Annotated in this window: 16 protein-coding genes; 8 read left to right on the top strand and 8 right to left on the bottom strand. The window is 55.6% G+C overall.

The window, feature by feature from the left end; all coding sequences use genetic code 11:
• Position 1: 1 nt before the first annotated feature.
• Positions 2-1,504: a helicase HerA-like C-terminal domain-containing protein gene (locus AC1MKH_RS02690; protein WP_253898336.1), complete on the top strand. Its 1,503-nt coding sequence runs from the start codon at positions 2-4 to the stop codon at positions 1,502-1,504.
• A 131-nt stretch (positions 1,505-1,635) separates the two neighbouring features.
• On the opposite strand, the gene lptG is transcribed toward AC1MKH_RS02690, so the two are convergent.
• From lptG to AC1MKH_RS02675, 3 genes are all read right to left on the bottom strand, one after another.
• Positions 1,636-2,718 (bottom strand): LPS export ABC transporter permease LptG, encoded by a 1,083-nt coding sequence (gene lptG / locus AC1MKH_RS02685; protein ID WP_015966099.1) that lies wholly within the window; start codon positions 2,716-2,718, stop codon positions 1,636-1,638.
• Positions 2,718-3,818 (bottom strand): LPS export ABC transporter permease LptF, encoded by a 1,101-nt coding sequence (gene lptF / locus AC1MKH_RS02680; protein WP_276220570.1) that lies wholly within the window; start codon positions 3,816-3,818, stop codon positions 2,718-2,720. The genes lptG and lptF overlap by 1 nt, the downstream gene beginning before the upstream one ends.
• A gap of 63 nt (positions 3,819-3,881) precedes the next feature.
• A complete protein-coding gene (locus AC1MKH_RS02675; RefSeq protein ID WP_217448718.1) occupies positions 3,882-3,932 on the bottom strand; it encodes a hypothetical protein in 51 nt (16 codons plus the stop codon).
• 154 nt (positions 3,933-4,086) lie between these two features.
• On the opposite strand from AC1MKH_RS02675, the gene pepA reads away from it, so the two are divergent.
• The 4 genes from pepA (at position 4,087) to AC1MKH_RS02655 (ending at position 9,729) form a co-directional block, all read left to right on the top strand.
• The gene (gene pepA / locus AC1MKH_RS02670) at positions 4,087-5,598 is read left to right on the top strand and encodes a leucyl aminopeptidase (RefSeq protein ID WP_015966101.1); all 1,512 of its coding nucleotides are present in this window, start codon (positions 4,087-4,089) and stop codon (positions 5,596-5,598) included.
• 163 nt (positions 5,599-5,761) lie between these two features.
• Entirely contained in the window at positions 5,762-6,205 is a 444-nt protein-coding gene (gene holC, locus AC1MKH_RS02665; protein ID WP_108476199.1) for a DNA polymerase III subunit chi, read from the top strand.
• Entirely contained in the window at positions 6,205-9,060 is a 2,856-nt protein-coding gene (locus AC1MKH_RS02660) for a valine--tRNA ligase (RefSeq protein WP_276220571.1), read from the top strand. Before holC ends, AC1MKH_RS02660 begins: the two co-directional genes overlap by 1 nt.
• 165 nt (positions 9,061-9,225) lie before the next feature.
• Positions 9,226-9,729, top strand: a complete 504-nt coding sequence (locus AC1MKH_RS02655; RefSeq protein ID WP_276220572.1) for a GNAT family N-acetyltransferase — start codon at positions 9,226-9,228, stop codon at positions 9,727-9,729.
• Between the two features lie 9 nt (positions 9,730-9,738).
• Here AC1MKH_RS02655 and miaE read toward each other — a convergent pair whose 3' ends face one another.
• Positions 9,739-10,497 carry a tRNA isopentenyl-2-thiomethyl-A-37 hydroxylase MiaE gene (miaE, locus tag AC1MKH_RS02650; protein WP_276220573.1) on the bottom strand — a complete coding sequence of 253 codons (759 nt, stop codon included), beginning with the start codon at positions 10,495-10,497 and terminating at the stop codon, positions 9,739-9,741.
• Positions 10,498-10,546: 49 nt separating this feature from the next.
• Positions 10,547-10,966 carry a ribonuclease E inhibitor RraB gene (gene rraB, locus AC1MKH_RS02645; RefSeq protein WP_276220574.1) on the bottom strand — a complete coding sequence of 140 codons (420 nt, stop codon included), beginning with the start codon at positions 10,964-10,966 and terminating at the stop codon, positions 10,547-10,549.
• A gap of 17 nt (positions 10,967-10,983) precedes the next feature.
• Here rraB and argL point away from each other — a divergent pair, with 17 nt between their 5' ends.
• The 3 genes from argL to AC1MKH_RS02630 all read left to right on the top strand — a co-directional run bounded on the left by argL (position 10,984) and on the right by AC1MKH_RS02630 (position 13,000).
• Positions 10,984-11,157: a putative translational regulatory protein ArgL gene (argL, locus tag AC1MKH_RS02640; protein WP_473224490.1), complete on the top strand. Its 174-nt coding sequence runs from the start codon at positions 10,984-10,986 to the stop codon at positions 11,155-11,157.
• The gene (argF, locus tag AC1MKH_RS02635; RefSeq protein WP_276220575.1) at positions 11,127-12,131 is read left to right on the top strand and encodes an ornithine carbamoyltransferase; all 1,005 of its coding nucleotides are present in this window, start codon (positions 11,127-11,129) and stop codon (positions 12,129-12,131) included. The genes argL and argF overlap by 31 nt, the downstream gene beginning before the upstream one ends.
• A 107-nt stretch (positions 12,132-12,238) precedes the next feature.
• Positions 12,239-13,000 carry an IclR family transcriptional regulator gene (locus AC1MKH_RS02630; protein WP_276220576.1) on the top strand — a complete coding sequence of 254 codons (762 nt, stop codon included), beginning with the start codon at positions 12,239-12,241 and terminating at the stop codon, positions 12,998-13,000.
• Positions 13,001-13,012: 12 nt separating this feature from the next.
• Here AC1MKH_RS02630 and AC1MKH_RS02625 read toward each other — a convergent pair whose 3' ends face one another.
• The 3 genes from AC1MKH_RS02625 to AC1MKH_RS02615 form a co-directional block, all read right to left on the bottom strand.
• Entirely contained in the window at positions 13,013-14,629 is a 1,617-nt protein-coding gene (locus AC1MKH_RS02625; RefSeq protein WP_276220577.1) for a glycoside hydrolase family 43 protein, read from the bottom strand.
• 11 nt (positions 14,630-14,640) lie between these two features.
• The gene (locus AC1MKH_RS02620) at positions 14,641-16,020 is read right to left on the bottom strand and encodes a glycoside-pentoside-hexuronide (GPH):cation symporter (RefSeq protein ID WP_276220578.1); all 1,380 of its coding nucleotides are present in this window, start codon (positions 16,018-16,020) and stop codon (positions 14,641-14,643) included.
• Positions 16,021-16,352: 332 nt separating this feature from the next.
• Positions 16,353-18,320, bottom strand: a complete 1,968-nt coding sequence (locus AC1MKH_RS02615) for a YjhG/YagF family D-xylonate dehydratase (RefSeq protein ID WP_276220579.1) — start codon at positions 18,318-18,320, stop codon at positions 16,353-16,355.
• Between the last annotated feature and the right edge of the window lie 16 nt (positions 18,321-18,336).

The following is an 18,336-nucleotide window of genomic DNA, read 5'->3' as shown; positions in this document are numbered from 1 at the left end:
AATGAGCGCACCTTTGCTAATTGCACGCACGCAGGATAAAGAGCTGCACCTGTTGCCCGGTATGGCGAACCGTCATGGGCTGATCACCGGGGCGACCGGTACCGGGAAAACCGTCACCCTGCAAAAGATGGCCGAGTCGTTCTCGGAGATTGGCGTGCCGGTGTTTATGGCGGATGTAAAAGGTGACCTGACGGGCGTTGCGCAGGCAGGCCAGGCATCAGAGAAGCTTCAGGAGCGCCTGAACAAAATTGGCGTCACCGACTGGGAGCCGCATGCGAATCCGGTGGTGGTGTGGGATATCTTTGCCGAGAAAGGCCACCCGGTACGTGCCACGGTATCAGATCTCGGCCCGCTGCTGCTGGCGCGTTTGCTGAACCTGAATGAAGTGCAGACCGGCGTGCTGAACATTATCTTCCGCATCGCCGACGACCAGGGCTTACTGCTGCTGGACTTTAAAGATCTGCGCGCCATTACCCAGTACATCGGTGATAACGCGAAGTCGTTCCAGAACCAGTACGGCAATATCAGCAGCGCGTCGGTCGGGGCGATTCAGCGCGGGCTACTGACGCTGGAGCAGCAGGGTGCCGAGCACTTCTTCGGTGAGCCGATGCTGGATATCAAAGACTGGATGCGCACCGACAGCAACGGCAAAGGGGTGATTAACATCCTCAGCGCCGAGAAGCTCTATCAGATGCCGAAGCTTTATGCGGCGAGTCTGCTGTGGATGCTCTCCGAGCTTTACGAGCAGTTGCCGGAAGCGGGTGACCTGGAGAAACCGAAGCTGGTGTTCTTCTTCGATGAGGCGCACCTGCTGTTTAACGATGCGCCGCAGGTGCTGCTGGATAAAATCGAGCAGGTGATCCGCCTGATTCGCTCGAAGGGCGTGGGCGTCTATTTTGTGTCGCAGAACCCGTCGGATATCCCGGATGCGGTGCTCGGCCAACTGGGGAACCGCGTGCAGCATGCGCTGCGAGCCTTTACGCCAAAAGATCAGAAAGCGGTGAAAACGGCGGCGCAGACCATGCGTGCCAATCCGGCGTTTGATACGGAGAAAGCGATTCAGGAGCTGGGCACTGGCGAGGCGTTAATCTCGTTCCTGGATGCCAAAGGCAGCCCGTCGGTGGTCGAGCGCGCAATGGTGATTGCACCTTGCTCGCGCATGGGGCCGGTTACCGACGATGAGCGTAACGGGCTGATTAACAACTCGCCGCTGTATGGCAAGTATGAGGATGCGGTTGACCGCGAATCAGCGTTCGAGATGCTGCAAAAAGGCGTGCAGACCAGCACCGAGCAGGCCAATGCGCCTGCGGCAAAAGGAAAAGCCGTTGAAGTGGATGACGGTATTCTTGGCGGGCTGAAGGATATTTTGTTCGGCACCACCGGGCCGCGCGGCGGTAAAAAAGATGGCATCGTGCAGACGGCAGCGAAAAGCGCGGTGCGCCAGGTGACCAACCAGATTGTGCGTGGGATGCTGGGAAGTTTGCTCGGGGGAAGACGTCGGTAAGGGGTTGTGCGGTCTGTTATTGCCTGATGGCGCTTCGCTTATCAGGCCTACAGATCGTACTTAACCGTAGGCCGGGCAAGCGCAGCGCCCCCGGCATAAAAAAGGGAGCGAAAGCTCCCTTTTTTAAAACGTTACGCTTTTCGCATCATCAGCCAGAGGCTAATGACGAAGAAGCTGGCGCTTGGCAGCAACGCGCCAATCACTGGCGGGATGCCGTACACCAGGGTCAGTGGCCCGAAGATTTGGTCCAGCACGTAGAACACAAAACCAAAGCTGATACCGGTGACTACGCGCACACCCATCGCCACGCTACGCAGCGGGCCGAAGATGAACGACAGCGCCATCAGCATCATCACCGCTACAGAGAGCGGCTGGAAGACTTTGCTCCACATATTAAGCTGATAACGGCCGGAATCCTGGCCGCTCGACTTCAGGTACTTCACGTAGTTATGCAGGCCGCTGATAGAGAGCGCATCCGGGTCTAACGCCACCACGCCGAGTTTGTCTGGCGTTAGGTTGGTTTTCCAGGTGCCGCTAACGGTTTGCGCACCGGTGATTTGCTTGCTGTCCGTCAGGTTGGACTCATCCACCTGCGACAAACGCCACACCTTGTTTTCCGGGTCAAACTTCGCGGAGGCCGCGTAGCGAACGGATTGCAGACGTTTTTCCGCGTTGAAGGCATAAATGCTTACGCCACCCAGTTCGTCGTTACCTTTTACCCGTTCGATATAGACAAAGTTATGGCCATCTTTCGCCCACATCCCCTGCTGGGTTGAGAGCAGCGAGCCACCATACATCGCCTGCGCACGGTAGTTACGCGCCATCTGTTCGCCCTGCGGCGCAACCCACTCACCCATCGCCATGGTCAACAAGACCAGCGGGATGGCGGTTTTCATTACCGATAACGCCACCTGCATGCGCGTAAAGCCGGAAGCCTGCATCACCACCAATTCGCTGCGCTGTGCCAGCATCCCCAGACCTAACAACGCGCCCAGCAGGGCCGCCATCGGGAAGAAGATTTGGATATCTTTCGGCATGCTCAGCAGGGTATACACCCCGGCGCCCAGCGCATCGTAGTTCCCCTGCCCGGCCTTTTTCAGCTGGTCGACAAACTTGATGATGCCGGAGAGCGACACCAGCATGAACAGCGTCATCATGATGGTGGTAAAGATCGTTTTGCCGATATAGCGGTCAAGTACACCAAATGGCTGCATCACACCGCTCCTTTTGCCGAGAAACGCGCACGGAAGCGACGCATCGGAATGGTATCCCACAGGTTCAACACCACCGCCAGCGCCAGATAGGACAGGTTCACCACCCACATCCAGATAGCCGGGTCGAGCTTGCCCTTCCCGCCGTTGGATTTGAGCGAGGTTTGCAGCAGGAAGAAGACCAGATAAAGCAGCATCGCCGGGAGCATCGACAGCACGCGGCCCTGACGAGGGTTGACCACGCTCAGCGGAACCACCATCAGCGCCATAATAGCCACCGTCAGAATCAGCGTAATGCGCCAGTGGAACTCGGCACGCGCGCGGTCATTGTCGGTATTCCACAACGTGCGCATATCCATTTGATCGGTGTCGTTCGGATCGAGCGTTACCGCCTGGTGGCCAACAATCGCCTGGTAATCTTTAAAATCGGTAATGCGGAAGTCGCGCAGCATCGCGGTGCCTTCAAAGCGAGTACCTTCGTTTAAGGTCACCACCTGAGAGCCATCTTTAAGTTGCGAAAGATGCCCCGAATCGGCGACCACCACGGAAGGACGCGCATTGCCTTTAGGACGCAACTGCGCCAAAAAGACATCGTTAAAGCTGCTGCCATCCACGCTTTCAATAAACAGCACCGAGTCGCCGTTGGTTGCCTGCTGGAACTGGCCCGCCGCCAGCGCCGCCATGCCGGGGTTAGCTTTCGCTTCCGCCAGCACTTCATCCTGGTGACGAGACGACCATGGCCCCGCCCACATAACATTCACAGCAGCAATGATACTGGTGAACAGCGCCAGCACCATGGCAGCTTTAATCAGCACCGCTTTACTGAGGCCGCAGGCGTGCATCACCGTAATTTCACTTTCGGTGTAGAGTTTGCCCAGCGTCATCAATAAGCCGAGGAACAGGCTCAGGGGGAGGATCAATTGCGCCATTTCAGGCACGCCCAGCCCCAGTAATGAGAGCACCAGATTTGTCGGGATTTCGCCGTCTACCGCCGCGCCGAGGATCCTCACCAGTTTCTGACAAAAGAAGATCAGAAGCAGGATGAAGAGGATCGCAAGCTGGCTTTTAAGCGTCTCTCGCACCAGATATCTTATGATTATCACTATAAATACGCCCGTAAAAACCCGTCTTATTGCAGGAAAATAGCTTGTTTCATGGCTTAAACGTCATTTATTCTCTTGAGTCGTCGAAAACATCGCTAAGATTATATGACTCAGCGGTTTCACGTTTCAGGACTCGGTTCTGACGTGCCAACACCGTAATAACGTTAAGATTAACACGAAGTCACCGCAACAGCGGAAATGAGTTACGAAAGCTTGCAATTCTAACTGTAGCCACCGCCGTTGTCTTTAAGATTCAGGAGCGTAGTCCATGGAGTTCAGTGTAAAAAGCGGTAGCCCGGAAAAACAGCGGAGCGCCTGCATCGTGGTCGGCGTTTTTGAACCGCGCCGTCTTTCCCCGATTGCCGAACAGCTCGATAAAATCAGCGACGGCTATATCAGCGCCCTGCTGCGTCGCGGCGAACTGGAAGGTAAACCCGGCCAGACGCTGCTGCTGCACCACGTTCCGAACGTGTTGTCAGAGCGCATTCTGCTGATTGGTTGCGGTAAAGAACGCGAGCTTGATGAGCGTCAGTATAAGCAGGTCATCCAGAAAACCATCAACACCCTGAATGATACTGGGTCGATGGAAGCCGTTTGCTTCCTGACCGAGCTGCACGTAAAAGGGCGCAACAACTACTGGAAAGTGCGTCAGGCCGTAGAAACGGCAAAAGAGACGCTGTACAGCTTCGATCAGTTGAAAACCAATAAAACCGAGCCGCGCCGTCCGCTGCGTAAGATGGTCTTCAACGTGCCAACCCGCCGTGAACTGACCAGCGGCGAGCGTGCGATTCAGCACGGTCTGGCGATTGCCGCCGGGATTAAAGCAGCGAAAGATTTAGGCAACATGCCGCCAAATATCTGTAACGCCGCGTATCTGGCGTCTCAGGCGCGTCAACTGGCAGACAGCTACAGCAAAAATGTGGTTACGCGCGTGATTGGCGAGCAGCAGATGAAAGAGCTGGGAATGCACTCTTATCTGGCGGTCGGCCACGGTTCGCAGAACGAATCGTTGATGTCGGTGATTGAGTATAAAGGTAACGCCTCCGAAGATGCCCGTCCGATCGTGCTGGTTGGTAAAGGGTTGACCTTCGACTCCGGCGGTATCTCCATCAAGCCTGCCGAAGGCATGGATGAGATGAAGTACGACATGTGCGGCGCGGCGGCGGTTTACGGCGTGATGCGCATGGTCGCGGAACTTCAGTTGCCGATTAACGTGGTTGGCGTGCTGGCAGGCTGTGAAAACATGCCGGGTGGGCGCGCGTATCGCCCGGGCGACGTGCTGACCACCATGTCAGGCCAAACGGTCGAAGTGCTGAACACCGACGCCGAAGGCCGTCTGGTGCTGTGCGACGTGTTAACCTACGTTGAGCGTTTCGAGCCGGAAGCGGTTATCGATGTGGCGACGCTGACCGGCGCGTGCGTGATTGCCCTCGGCCATCACATCACCGGCCTGATGTCGAACCACAACCCGCTGGCGCACGAGCTGATTGGCGCGTCTGAGCAGGCGGGCGATCGCGCATGGCGTTTGCCGCTGGCGGATGAGTTCCAGGATCAACTGGAGTCCAACTTCGCGGATATGGCGAACATCGGTGGCCGTCCTGGCGGCGCGATTACCGCTGGCTGCTTCCTGTCGCGCTTTACCCGTAAGTATAACTGGGCGCACCTGGATATCGCCGGTACCGCATGGCGCTCCGGCAAGGCTAAAGGTGCAACCGGCCGCCCGGTAGCGCTGCTGTCGCAGTTCCTGCTCAACCGCGCCGGGTTTAACGGCGAAGAGTAAATTAAGGCTTTAAGGGAAACACCCTCACCCCGCCCTCTCCCTTAGGGAGAGGGAGAAAACCAGAGCAAGTCTTTAAACTTTGCACTGTCGGTCCCCTCTCCCTAAGGGAGAGGTTTAGGGTGAGGGGTCAACGCATTTAAATCCACCACAAGAAGCCCCATATATGAAGAATGCGACGTTCTATCTTCTGGACAACGAAACCACCGTCGATGGCTTAAGCGCCGTCGAGCAACTGGTGTGCGACGTTGCCGCAGAACGTTGGCGTAGCGGTAAGCGCGTGCTGATCGCCTGTGAGGATGAGCAGCAGGCCATCCGCCTGGATGAAGCGCTGTGGGCGCGTCCGGCGGAGAGCTTTGTGCCGCATAATCTCGCGGGCGAAGGCCCTCGGGGTGGTGCGCCGGTCGAGATTGCCTGGCCGCAAAAGCGTAACAGCAGCCCGCGCGATATACTGATCAGTCTGCGACTCAATTTCGCAGATTTTGCCACCGCTTTCACAGAAGTGATAGACTTCGTTCCTTACGAAGATTCGCTTAAACAACTGGCGCGCGAACGATACAAAGCTTACCGCGTGGCTGGTTTCAACCTGAACACGGCAACCTGGAAATAATGGAAAAGACATACAACCCAAACGATATCGAACAGCCGCTTTACGAGCACTGGGAAAAGCAGGGCTATTTCAAACCGAATGGCGATGAAAGCCAGGAAAGTTTCTGCATCATGATCCCGCCGCCGAACGTCACCGGCAGTTTGCATATGGGTCACGCCTTCCAGCAAACCATCATGGATACCATGATCCGCTACCAGCGCATGCAGGGTAAAAACACCCTCTGGCAGGCGGGGACCGACCATGCCGGTATCGCCACCCAGATGGTGGTTGAGCGCAAAATTGCCGCTGAAGAAGGTAAAACCCGTCACGACTATGGACGCGATGCGTTCATCGACAAAATCTGGCAGTGGAAAGCGGAATCCGGCGGCACCATTACCCGTCAGATGCGCCGTCTTGGTAACTCCGTAGACTGGGAGCGCGAACGCTTCACCATGGACGAAGGGCTTTCCAATGCCGTGAAAGAAGTCTTCGTACGCCTCTACAAAGAAGACCTGATTTACCGTGGCAAACGCCTGGTAAACTGGGACCCGAAACTGCGCACCGCCATCTCTGACCTGGAAGTGGAAAACCGCGAGTCGAAAGGCTCGATGTGGCATATCCGCTATCCGCTGGCCGACGGCGCGAAAACCGCAGACGGTAAAGATTATCTGGTTGTCGCCACCACCCGCCCGGAAACGGTGCTGGGCGATACCGGCGTGGCCGTTAACCCGGAAGATCCGCGTTATAAAGATCTGATCGGTAAATTCGTTGTCCTGCCGCTGGTTAACCGCCGCATTCCGATCGTGGGCGACGAACACGCCGACATGGAAAAAGGCACCGGCTGCGTGAAAATCACCCCGGCGCACGACTTTAACGACTATGAAGTGGGTCGTCGTCATCAGCTGCCGATGATCAACATTCTGACCTTTGACGGTGACATTCGCGAAACGGCGGAAGTGTACGACACCAAAGGCAATGAATCTGACGTTTACTCCAGTGAGATCCCGGCTGAATTCCAGAAACTGGAACGTTTTGCCGCGCGTAAAGCGATCGTTGCTGCCGTAGACGCCCTCGGCCTGCTGGAAGAGATCAAACCGCACGACCTGACCGTCCCTTACGGCGACCGTGGCGGCGTAGTTATCGAACCGATGCTGACCGACCAGTGGTACGTGCGTGCCGACGTGCTGGCGAAACCGGCGGTTGAAGCCGTTGAAAACGGCGACATTCAGTTTGTGCCGAAGCAGTACGAAAACATGTACTTCTCCTGGATGCGCGATATTCAGGACTGGTGTATCTCTCGTCAGCTGTGGTGGGGTCACCGCATCCCGGCATGGTACGACGAAGCAGGTAACGTCTACGTTGGCCGCACCGAAGAAGAAGTACGTCAGGAAAACAACCTGAGCGCGGACGTTGCGCTGCGTCAGGACGAAGACGTTCTCGATACCTGGTTCTCCTCCGCGCTGTGGACCTTCTCCACGCTCGGCTGGCCGGAAAACACCGACGCCCTGCGTCAGTTCCACCCGACCAGCGTGATGGTTTCCGGTTTCGACATCATCTTCTTCTGGATTGCCCGCATGATCATGATGACCATGCACTTCATCAAAGATGAAGATGGCAAGCCGCAGGTGCCGTTCCACACCGTCTACATGACCGGCCTGATTCGTGACGACGAAGGCCAGAAAATGTCTAAATCCAAGGGCAACGTGATTGACCCGCTGGATATGGTTGACGGTATTTCGCTGGAAGACCTGCTTGAGAAACGCACCGGCAACATGATGCAGCCGCAGATGGCGGAGAAAATCCGCAAGCGTACCGAGAAACAGTTCCCGAACGGCATCGAGCCGCACGGCACCGACGCTCTGCGCTTCACCCTGGCGGCGCTGGCCTCTACCGGCCGCGACATCAACTGGGATATGAAGCGTCTGGAAGGTTATCGTAACTTCTGTAACAAGCTGTGGAACGCCAGCCGCTTTGTGCTGATGAACACTGAAGATCAGGATTGCGGCTTCAACGGCGGTGAAATGACGCTGTCGCTGGCGGACCGCTGGATTCTGGCGGAATTCAACCAGACCGTGAAAGCGTACCGTGAAGCGCTGGATAGCTACCGCTTCGATATCGCCGCAGGCATTCTGTATGAATTCACCTGGAACCAGTTCTGCGACTGGTATCTGGAGCTGACCAAGCCAGTGATGACCGGGGGTTCTGAGTCTGAACTGCGCGGTACTCGCCATACGCTGGTGACGGTTCTGGAAGGTCTGCTGCGCCTCGCGCATCCGATCATTCCATTCATCACCGAAACCATCTGGCAGCGTGTGAAAGTGATTTGCGGTATCACCGCCGACACCATCATGCTGCAGCCGTTCCCGGAATACGATGCGTCTCAGGTGGATGAAGCGGCGCTGGCCGACACCGAGTGGCTGAAACAGGCGATTGTTGCCGTACGTAACATCCGTGCGGAAATGAACATCGCGCCGGGCAAACCGCTGGAGCTGCTGCTGCGCGGTTGCAGTCAAGATGCACAGCGTCGTGTAAACGATAACCGTAGCTTCCTGCTGAACCTGGCGCGTCTGGAAAGCATCACCGTGCTGCCAGCCGATGACAAAGGCCCGGTATCCGTGACCAAAATCATCGACGGCGCAGAGCTGCTGATCCCGATGGCTGGCCTCATCAACAAAGAAGATGAGCTGGCGCGTCTGGCGAAAGAAGTGGCGAAGATTGAAGGTGAAATCAGCCGCATCGAAAGCAAACTGTCTAACGAAGGCTTTGTGGCGCGCGCACCGGAAGCGGTGATCGCCAAAGAGCGTGAGAAGCTGGACGGTTACGCAGAAGCGAAAGCGAAGTTGATTGAACAGCAGGCGGTGATTGCCGCGCTGTAATGCCTTAAGGTTGTGCCTGTTTGTTTGCCGGATGGCGCGTTGCTTATCCGGCCTGCATTCAGGCACCCGCCTGATTTTCCTTCCTGAATTATCCTCGCTTGCACTCACCTGCCCTGCGGTGTTATTAACTGCATATCTCCGTCATAATTTATTTCGAGTTTCGCTATGAGTGTTATATCCCCGGTCGCCGTCACGCTGCGCCCGCTCGCCGCTGACGATAATCCCGCTATTGCCAGCGTTATCCGTCAGGTCTCCGCCGAATATGGCCTGACCGCCGACAAAGGCTATACCGTTGCTGACCCGAATCTGGATGAGCTATACCAGCTCTACAGCCAGCCAGGTGCCGCCTATTGGGTGGTTGAGCAAGATGGTCAGGTGGTTGGCGGCGGCGGCGTTGCCCCATTAGGCTGTAGCGAGCCGGATATCTGTGAATTACAGAAAATGTATTTTCTCTCTTCCGTGCGCGGTCAGGGGCTGGCGAAGAAGTTAGCGCTGATGGCGCTCGATCACGCGCGTGAACAGGGTTTCAGGCACTGCTATCTCGAAACCACCGAGTTTCTGCGCGAAGCCATTGGTCTGTATGAACACTTAGGCTTCGAGCATATCAGCGAGCCGTTGGGTTGCACCGGCCACGTGGATTGTGAAGTGCGGATGCTGAAAGCGTTGTAAGGCTATGCCTCACATCGGCACGCCACTATGAAAACGAAACTCCGCATCCGGCGTGCTAATTAATGCCGCTTCCACTTCACCAAAGAAACGCACGCGCGGGGTAATATCCGTTTTCGATACCTGCTGCGCCAGCGCCAGGTAATCCTGATAATGGCGGGCTTCAGAGCGCAGCAGCGAGAGATAAAACTTCTGCAATGGCTCATCGAGATACGGCGCCAGCGCGGCAAAACGCTCGCAGGAACGCGCTTCGATATAAGCCCCGCAAATCAGTTTATCAATCAGCGTCAACGGCTCGTGCGTGCGCACCTCTTTGAGCATGCCTTTCGCGTAGCGGCTGGCGGTTATCTTCACATAGGGGATCTGACGCGCGGTCATGGCTTCGCGTACCTGCCAGAAGTGATGCAGCTCCTCTTTGATCAACAGCACCATGCTGTCGATCAACGCTTGCCCCCACGGATCGTCGGTCTGCGGCATTACGCTTTTACCGATTTGCTTATGCAGCGCGACAAAATCCGGCTCCGGCCCATCGCGAAACGCAAACGCTTCATACGGCTGTAGCCACGCCAGCAGCGAGTCCGCGCCTTGCTTATCAGCGACATATTTACGCACCAGCAGCATGGCGGTTTGCGCGGCTTTGAGCTCGCACACCAGATGGTCGGTTAACAAAAGCGGCAGATTCACCGGGTCACGGGCTTTATCAAGCCAGGCCTGCGGCGTGGTGCAGTGAAGAAAATTGAGAACAGGGGAGAGAGTTTGCGGGTAATCCATGCTTTATCCTTGCCCCACGGCAGCGGGCGCTGCCGTGGGTGAGTGATGCTTAGTGACGTACACCATCATCATCTTCGTCGACGTCATCTTCGTCGTCTTCGCCTTCTTCGCCGTTAGGATCTTCGTAGTAAGTGCCCCAACCGTCATACTCGACTTCAAACTTCTCGGCCAGCGTCATCAGTTGCTCAACCTGCGCGTCGATAAGATCGGCATTCAGCGCGGATTCGCTGAGGATATCGCAGCAGATGACGGTGTCGCCCTCTTCCACTTCCAGCTCTTCCGGCTCGGTCACTTCATAACCCATTTTGAAGGCTTCAACCGCAAACTTCTCCAGCGCGTCGAAGTCATCGGCAGAGAGGTGGTGTTCAATGGTATACAGCGCATCAGGATCGCTGCCGTCTTCCAGCAGTTCTTCGATGATCAGGCGCGTCTCTTCACGCTGCTCTTCCAGTAATTCCGGGTTTGCCATGGCTCGTTCCTCGTAATGTGGCGTTACTCTTATTGTCACATACCGCAAGCATTGCCTCCACCTTTGTGAGAAAGATTTGTGCACCGGGGTTGCAATTGCATATTCATACATATAAATTGAATTTTAATTCAATAAGTGGCCTAAGCCATGCGAGGACAAGATGCCGAATTTTTATCAGAAGCACTTTTTAAAATTACTCGATTTCACCCCTGCCGAGCTGAACACGCTGCTGCAACTCGCCGCCCAGCTGAAAGCCGATAAAAAAAGCGGCAAAGAGACGCCAAAACTGATCGGTAAAAACATCGCGCTCATCTTCGAAAAAGACTCAACACGCACACGATGCTCTTTCGAAGTTGCCGCATACGATCAGGGCGCTCGCGTGACTTATCTCGGCCCAAGCGGCAGCCAGATTGGCCACAAAGAATCGATTAAAGATACCGCCCGCGTGCTGGGTCGGATGTATGACGGTATTCAGTATCGCGGCTACGGCCAGGAGATTGTCGAAACGCTGGCGCAGTACGCGGGGGTGCCGGTGTGGAACGGTCTCACCAACGAATTTCATCCGACACAATTGTTGGCTGATTTGCTCACCATGCAGGAGCATTTACCGGGTAAAGCATTCAATGAAATGACGCTGGTTTATGCAGGCGACGCGCGTAACAACATGGGTAATTCAATGCTGGAAGCCGCCGCATTAACCGGGCTGGATTTGCGCCTGGTTGCCCCGCAGGCCTGTTGGCCGGAAGAGAGCCTGGTGACCGAATGCAAAGCGCTGGCGCAAAAGAATGGCGGTAACATTACCCTCACCGAAGATATTGCGGCGGGCGTGAAAGACGCGGACTTTATCTACACTGACGTGTGGGTATCGATGGGCGAAGCCAAAGAGAAATGGGCAGAACGCATTGCGCTGCTGCGTGATTATCAGGTGAATAGCCAAATGATGGCGCTCACCGGCAACCCGCAGGTGAAATTCCTCCACTGCCTGCCTGCTTTCCATGACGATCAGACCACGCTCGGCCAAAAAATGGCCGAAGAGTATGGGATGCACGGTGGAATGGAAGTTACCGATGAGGTATTTGAATCCCCGGCAAGCATCGTTTTCGACCAGGCAGAAAACCGCATGCACACCATCAAAGCGGTGATGGTGGCGACGTTAAGCCAGTAACTCATCAATTGCCGGATAAGGCGTTTACACCGCCATCCGGCATTGCTTTTCGGCAGCGAAAATAGTACGGTCACACGAAAGGAATTCTTCGTGGACGGTAATAAATTATGCCAATAATTCAGTCTGTTGAACGTGCTTTGCAGATCCTCGACCTGTTTAATGAGCAGGCGACGGAGCTCAAAATCACCGAAATCAGCAAACAGATGGGATTGAGCAAAAGCACCCTCCACTCGCTTCTTAAAACCCTTCAGCTTCATGGTTACATCGATCAGAATCCGGAAAACGGCAAATATCGCCTGGGAATGAAACTGGTTGAGCGTGGGCACTTTGTGGTTGGCACTATGGATATTCGCCAGAAAGCGAAAAGCTGGCTCACAACGCTTTCTCAGGAAACCGGACAAACCACCCATTTGGGGATTCTGGACGGCAACGAAGGCGTCTACATCGAGAAAATCGAAGGTAAACAGGCGGCTATCGCCTATTCTCGTATCGGTCGCCGTTTACCTGTGCACGCCACCGCCATCGGTAAGGTACTGCTTGCCTGGCTTAGCGAGGAAGAATGTGCCGCCGTGCTGGAGGGATATGTGTACAAAGGCTTTACGCCATCAACCCTCACCGACCGTGCCTCTCTGCTTGCTGCGCTGAAAGAAACCCGTAACAACCACTACGCCATGGATAACGAAGAGAACGAGCCTGGCGTGCGCTGTATCGCGGTACCGGTATGGAATCATGAATCGCGCGTCATCGCCGCGCTTAGCCTCTCAACGCTGACCTCTCGCGTAAACGACGACGAACTGGCGACCTATCGCCAGATGCTGATGGATGCCGGGCTGGGGTTATCGAAAACGCTGGGCTACCGCGAACGCTAGCCCAGTCTGCTATTAGTTTTCTGGCTGATAAGAGAACGAAGCAAAGTCGGCGTAGCAGCCGTCACCGCTGATATCCTCGCAGTGAAGCCCCACAAATGCTCCGGTAAAGAAGCCTCTGCCGCCGATATAGTCGTCGGAGAGTTTCCACGCCTCAAAGGTCAGCGGGATGGTTTGCCAGTTTTCCCCATCGAATGAATAGCTGTAGCGGTACGTCAGCGTATCGACCTCCACTCGCAGCCAGACGTTTTCCACCTCTTCCGGCACCGCTATCGGGTTATCGTACAGATGCCAGTGCGCCACGTTATGATCGAGCTGAATAATCTTCAGCGTCCGCCCGCGCCCCTCTTCCCGGTCCATAAAACAGTAGGTCCAGTTTTTACTGTTGTAATAACAGGTTAACCCGGCGCTCTGCTGGAAATGGCGTGGTGAAAAGGCCATCTGCGTTTGTGCGCGGAAACGGAAATGCTGCCAGCGGCGAGCCACGGTAGATTGGGTAAAGGTAGAGTTCAGCGAATCATTGCCGTACAGACGCAAAAAACCGGGTCGTGCGGTGAGAGAACCCAGCGTGTCATCAAACGGAATACGCAGGGTTTGCAACTCCGGGTCAAGCCTGTCGCTGTCAAAATCGGTGCGCCATGCCCCTGAACCTGAAGCCGGCTGCTCTATCATGCGCGGGCCCTGCACCGTTAGCGCCGCATGTTTTCCACCCTCTACGTAAGGCCAGCCATCACGCCATTCAATGCGGGTAATGCCCGTCTCACGGCCGAGCGGGCAGTATCCACGCCCACCGGACGCTAATCGCGGGATACCCGGAAGATGCAAAGGGCGGCTGGTCAAATACGCCATATACCATTCACCGGTATGGGTTTCGAGCAGCGAGCCGTGGCCGCTCTTTTGCAACGGATTCTCCGGCAGGTGCCAGCTGGTCATCATCGTGACATCAGGATGCAGCTCGTAGGGCCCGGCCAGGTTTTTAGCCCGTAGCACCACCACCGCGTGCTCATAGCTGGTTCCCCCTTCCGCCACCAGCAGATAGTAGTAACCCTCGCGGCGATAAATATGCGCGCCTTCGGTGTAGCCCAACGGCGTACCGGTAAAGAGCGTGGTCCGTTCTGGGGATAGCCTCTGCGTGTGGGCGAAAAATTCCTGCATCACAATGGTGTTATGCGGATTGCTGTGGTGGCGCGGCCCCCACGGGCGATAGATGTAGTATTTCCGCCCGTCAGTGTCATGGAACAGCGAAGGGTCAAATCCACCGTTGCCCATCGGAATCGGGTCGCTCCACGGCCCTTCTATCGATGGCGCGGTGACCAGGAAATTGCGGCCATTTTTCCACGGCGAATCGACAATTTTTACGTCGGTATAAAGCAGCCAGAATTTGCCATCGGCGTAACTCAGGCAAGGTGCCCAGATGCCGCCAGAATCCGGATTACCTTTCATATCCAGCAACGCCACGCTGTTGAGCGGCGTACTGACCAGCGACCAGTTTTTCAGATCGCGGGAGTGATAGATACGCACGCCAGGGAACCACTCAAAGGTAGAGGTGGCGATGTAATAATCGTCCCCTACGCGGCACAGTGAAGGGTCCGGGTTGAAACCGGTCAGAATGGGATTTTCAATCTGGTACATAATGCTTCTCCTCAGTTCACCGCCGCTGCGGTGTCGGCAGGGTGCGTTTCAGGCTGTGCCGTACGCTGACGTTGCAGCTGCTGGCTGATCTCTTCCACACGTTTGCTGCTCAGTTTGTAGAACGACAGCAGCGTAAACATGCCGACATAGAGCACGACGGGAACGATACAGAAGAGAATTTTGATGGTGGTCAGTACGTTATCCGGCTGCACGGCATTGCCTGCGGAGTAGCTGGAGAACGCGAGGATCCAGCCCACCAGCGCGCCGCCTATCGCCAGGCCGATTTTCAGGCTGAACAGATACGTCGAGAAGACCAGGCCGTCGAGGCGGCGTCCACTGCGGCTCTCTTCGTAATCCACCACATCCGACGCCATCAGCCATTGCAACGGCGTCGTGGTGTTAAAGACGAACAGGAACAGAATATTCAGTGCGAAGATCGCCGCGATATTGTCCGACGGTACAAAGAAAATACTCAGGCTAATCAGTGAATAAATACCGATAATCCATTTAAACGAGGTCACGCGATCGAAGCGCCCGAGCAGGCGAGACGAGCACAAAGAGCCGAACATGGTCGCCAGGCTGCCATAGAGCAGGAACTGTGTAGCCAGTTCCGGATGATCCATGACGTATTTCACAAAATAAAGTGTTGCGCCGCCACGAACGACGTTAGAACCGGTCGCCATCATTTTAAAGGCGCACATGATTCGCCACTGGCTGTTACCCATTAATAGCTTGAGGTCTTGCTTAACAGAAGCCCCCGGTTGAACATCAAAGGTATAACGTTCTTTGGTCGTGAAGAAACAGACAAACAGCAGCACCACGCCGCAAACGCCCAACACGCACATTGCGCCGAAATAACCGAGTTGTTCATTGCCTTTACCAATAATATTAACCAGCGGTAAAGCAATACCGCTAATCGCCAGTGAACCAGCGGCGGCGAGGAAAAAGCGCCACGACTGTAATGCATGACGCTCTTTCGGGTCGGCCGTTATAACGCCAGGCATTGCACAGTAAGGAACGTTGACGAAGGTATAAACCAGGGTCAGCAAAATATAGGTAATGGACGCATAGATAATTTTCCCGTTAGCCGAGAAGTCTGGCGTATAGAACGTCAATACGCAGACGATGCCGAATGGAATCGCCCCCCACAGCAGATACGGGCGGAACTGGCCGTAGCGGGTGCGGGTGCGGTCTACCACCAGCCCCATCAACGGATCGGTTACCGCATCCAGCACGCGTGATACCAGGAATAGCGTGCCCATTACGCCCGCTGACAGGCCAAAGACATCCGTATAGAAGTACGCCAGCAAAAACATGGTGGCCTGCCAGACAAAACCGCAGGCGGTATCACCCAGCCCGTAGCCGATTTTATCTTTCATGGTTAACTGCATTTTTCTACCTCCAGGTCATATGAGAGGAATTCATTCCGAATGGCCGGGACCTACAAAATAAAATGCCTGCTTGTGCATTTGTGAGGAATACACCCTTTATTCGTATGCTTATTAGATGATTCTTACGAGATAGATTGTAAGAAGGGAATGTATGCAGCAACAATTACCATTTTTACTTTATTGATTATGTATTTTAACTTCTGTGATAACGATTCACTTTACCTAAAAATAGAAACACCGAAGCCTCCTGCGAAGGATAAAATATTTTAATAAATAGATTACCGCCCGCCAAATATATTTATTTAGCGGGCAGAAAAATAGTTTTTAATAAATCAAATACCCAACGCTTTTTTACCAGCGTTAATCACCTCGATAATTTTATCCGTATCATAAATACAACCTTTCCAGGTACCGCCGCTGACCGCCTGCAACGCCGCCCATAAACGCGTATCATCCGGCAGGTAGTCATGCGCTTTCAGGCCGGGATGAAGCTCACGTTCTGCCAGCACGGCAGCGCCCTCTTCCGGCGCTATACGCACCTCCGCACTACCGATAAAGTTCACGCTACCTTTAAGCGACAGGCGATCGACGATTATCTCAATAACATCGCCATCGCGCAGTTTGCCAATCGGCCCCCCAGCCAGCGCTTCTGGCGCAACGTGCCCTAAACATGCACCAGTAGAAACGCCAGAGAAACGCGCATCCGTAATCAGCGACACGGTTTTCCCCCAGGAAATATGTTTCAGCGCAGACGTAAGCTGGTAGGTTTCTTCCATCCCGGTGCCCGACGGGCCGCCGCCGATGATCACCATGATATCGCCCTGCTGGATTTGCCCCTGTTTGATGGCTTTGATCGCCGCCTCTTCAGACACAAATACGCGCGCCGTGCCCGTATGGCGATACACGCCGTCGTCATCGACAACGGAAGGGTCGATAGCCGTAGCCTTGATAACCGAACCTTCAGGCGCGATGTTGCCTACCGGGAAGGCCACCGTTGATGTCATCCCTTTCGCTTTCGCGCCTTCCGGCGACAGAATCACCTCATCAGGCGCCACGCCGTCCTGCTCACGCAGACACTGACGGAACTTCGCACGACGCTCGGAGTGCTCCCACCAGTCGAGATTCTCACCGAGCGTCTGCCCGGTCACCGTCATCACATCTTCATGCAGCAACCCGAGCCGACGCAGATGCAGCATCACCTCCGGCACGCCGCCAGCAAGAAACGCGCGTACCGTCGGGTGATAATCCGGCCCGTTGGGCAGCACGCTCACCAGCCGTGGCACTTTACGGTTAATGGCGCTCCACTGCGCCACATCCGGCAAGCGACACTTCGCCGCATGGGCGATGGCCGGAATATGCAGCAGCAGGTTGGTTGAACCGCCAAAGGCCGCATGTACCACCATCGCATTCTCGATCGCTTTATCGGTCAGAATATCGCGGGCAGTAATTCCCTTTTCATCCAGCGCCATCACCGCGCGTGCCGACTGACGGGCGATCTCCAGCCACACATCCTGGCCCGACGGTGCCAGCGCCGAATGCGGCAATGCGAGGCCTAATGCTTCCGCCACCACCTGCGAAGTGCCCGCCGTGCCCAGAAACTGGCAGCCGCCGCCGGGTGATGCGCAGGCACGACAGCCCAGCTCAGATGCCTCTTTCAGACTCAGTTCATTATTGGCGTAGCGCGCGCCGATGGTCTGTACCTTTCCGGCATCTTCACCAAATGTCGGGGGCAATGTCGCCCCGCCCGGCACGAGGATCACCGGCAGATCGTGCATCGACGCAAGGGCGATCATCGTCGCGGGCAAGCCTTTATCACAGGTTGCCACACCAATTACCGCTCTGCGCGTTGGCAGTGAGCGGATCAAACGGCGAAAAACGATCGCCGCATCGTTACGGTAGGGCAACGAATCGAACATCCCATGTGTACCCTGCGAGCGCCCGTCACAGGGATCGCTGACGAAGGCCGCAAACGGAATGCCGCTCAGACGGGTAATCTCTTTTGCCGCCGCCGACATCTGCAGGCCAATCTCCCAGTGCCCGGTGTGATAACCCAGCGCGATTGGGCGGCCATCCGAGTGGCGAATACCGCCCTGAGTGCCAATCAGCAACACTTCACGCCCGGTAAGCTTGTTGGCGTCCCAGCCCATTCCTGCGTTTTGCGTCATGCCGAACAGATTGCCGCTCGGCGACTCCAGCAGCATTTGCGGCGTCAACGGCAGCGCGCCCTGCGGGCCGGCAGCATGGGTTTTCACCGCATAAAACGGTTCATCCTGCGGTGTAAAAATGGTGTCGATAGACATCTTTTCGCTCTCCCGA

The organism is Pseudocitrobacter sp. CD920760 (assembly GCF_057782505.1).
The sequence above is the reverse complement of the archived record's forward strand: the minus strand, read 5'-3'. Positions and strand labels throughout refer to the sequence as shown.

Coding starts and splice junctions, on each gene's coding strand:
- AC1MKH_RS02690 (WP_253898336.1), top strand. CDS start 2: ATGAGCGCACCTTTGCTAATTGCACGCACGCAGGATAAAGAGCTGCAC.
- lptG (WP_015966099.1), bottom strand. CDS start 2,718: ATGCAGCCATTTGGTGTACTTGACCGCTATATCGGCAAAACGATCTTT.
- pepA (WP_015966101.1), top strand. CDS start 4,087: ATGGAGTTCAGTGTAAAAAGCGGTAGCCCGGAAAAACAGCGGAGCGCC.
- holC (WP_108476199.1), top strand. CDS start 5,762: ATGAAGAATGCGACGTTCTATCTTCTGGACAACGAAACCACCGTCGAT.
- AC1MKH_RS02660 (WP_276220571.1), top strand. CDS start 6,205: ATGGAAAAGACATACAACCCAAACGATATCGAACAGCCGCTTTACGAG.
- AC1MKH_RS02655 (WP_276220572.1), top strand. CDS start 9,226: ATGAGTGTTATATCCCCGGTCGCCGTCACGCTGCGCCCGCTCGCCGCT.
- miaE (WP_276220573.1), bottom strand. CDS start 10,497: ATGGATTACCCGCAAACTCTCTCCCCTGTTCTCAATTTTCTTCACTGC.
- rraB (WP_276220574.1), bottom strand. CDS start 10,966: ATGGCAAACCCGGAATTACTGGAAGAGCAGCGTGAAGAGACGCGCCTG.
- argF (WP_276220575.1), top strand. CDS start 11,127: ATGCCGAATTTTTATCAGAAGCACTTTTTAAAATTACTCGATTTCACC.
- AC1MKH_RS02630 (WP_276220576.1), top strand. CDS start 12,239: ATGCCAATAATTCAGTCTGTTGAACGTGCTTTGCAGATCCTCGACCTG.
- AC1MKH_RS02625 (WP_276220577.1), bottom strand. CDS start 14,629: ATGTACCAGATTGAAAATCCCATTCTGACCGGTTTCAACCCGGACCCT.
- AC1MKH_RS02620 (WP_276220578.1), bottom strand. CDS start 16,020: ATGCAGTTAACCATGAAAGATAAAATCGGCTACGGGCTGGGTGATACC.
- AC1MKH_RS02615 (WP_276220579.1), bottom strand. CDS start 18,320: ATGTCTATCGACACCATTTTTACACCGCAGGATGAACCGTTTTATGCG.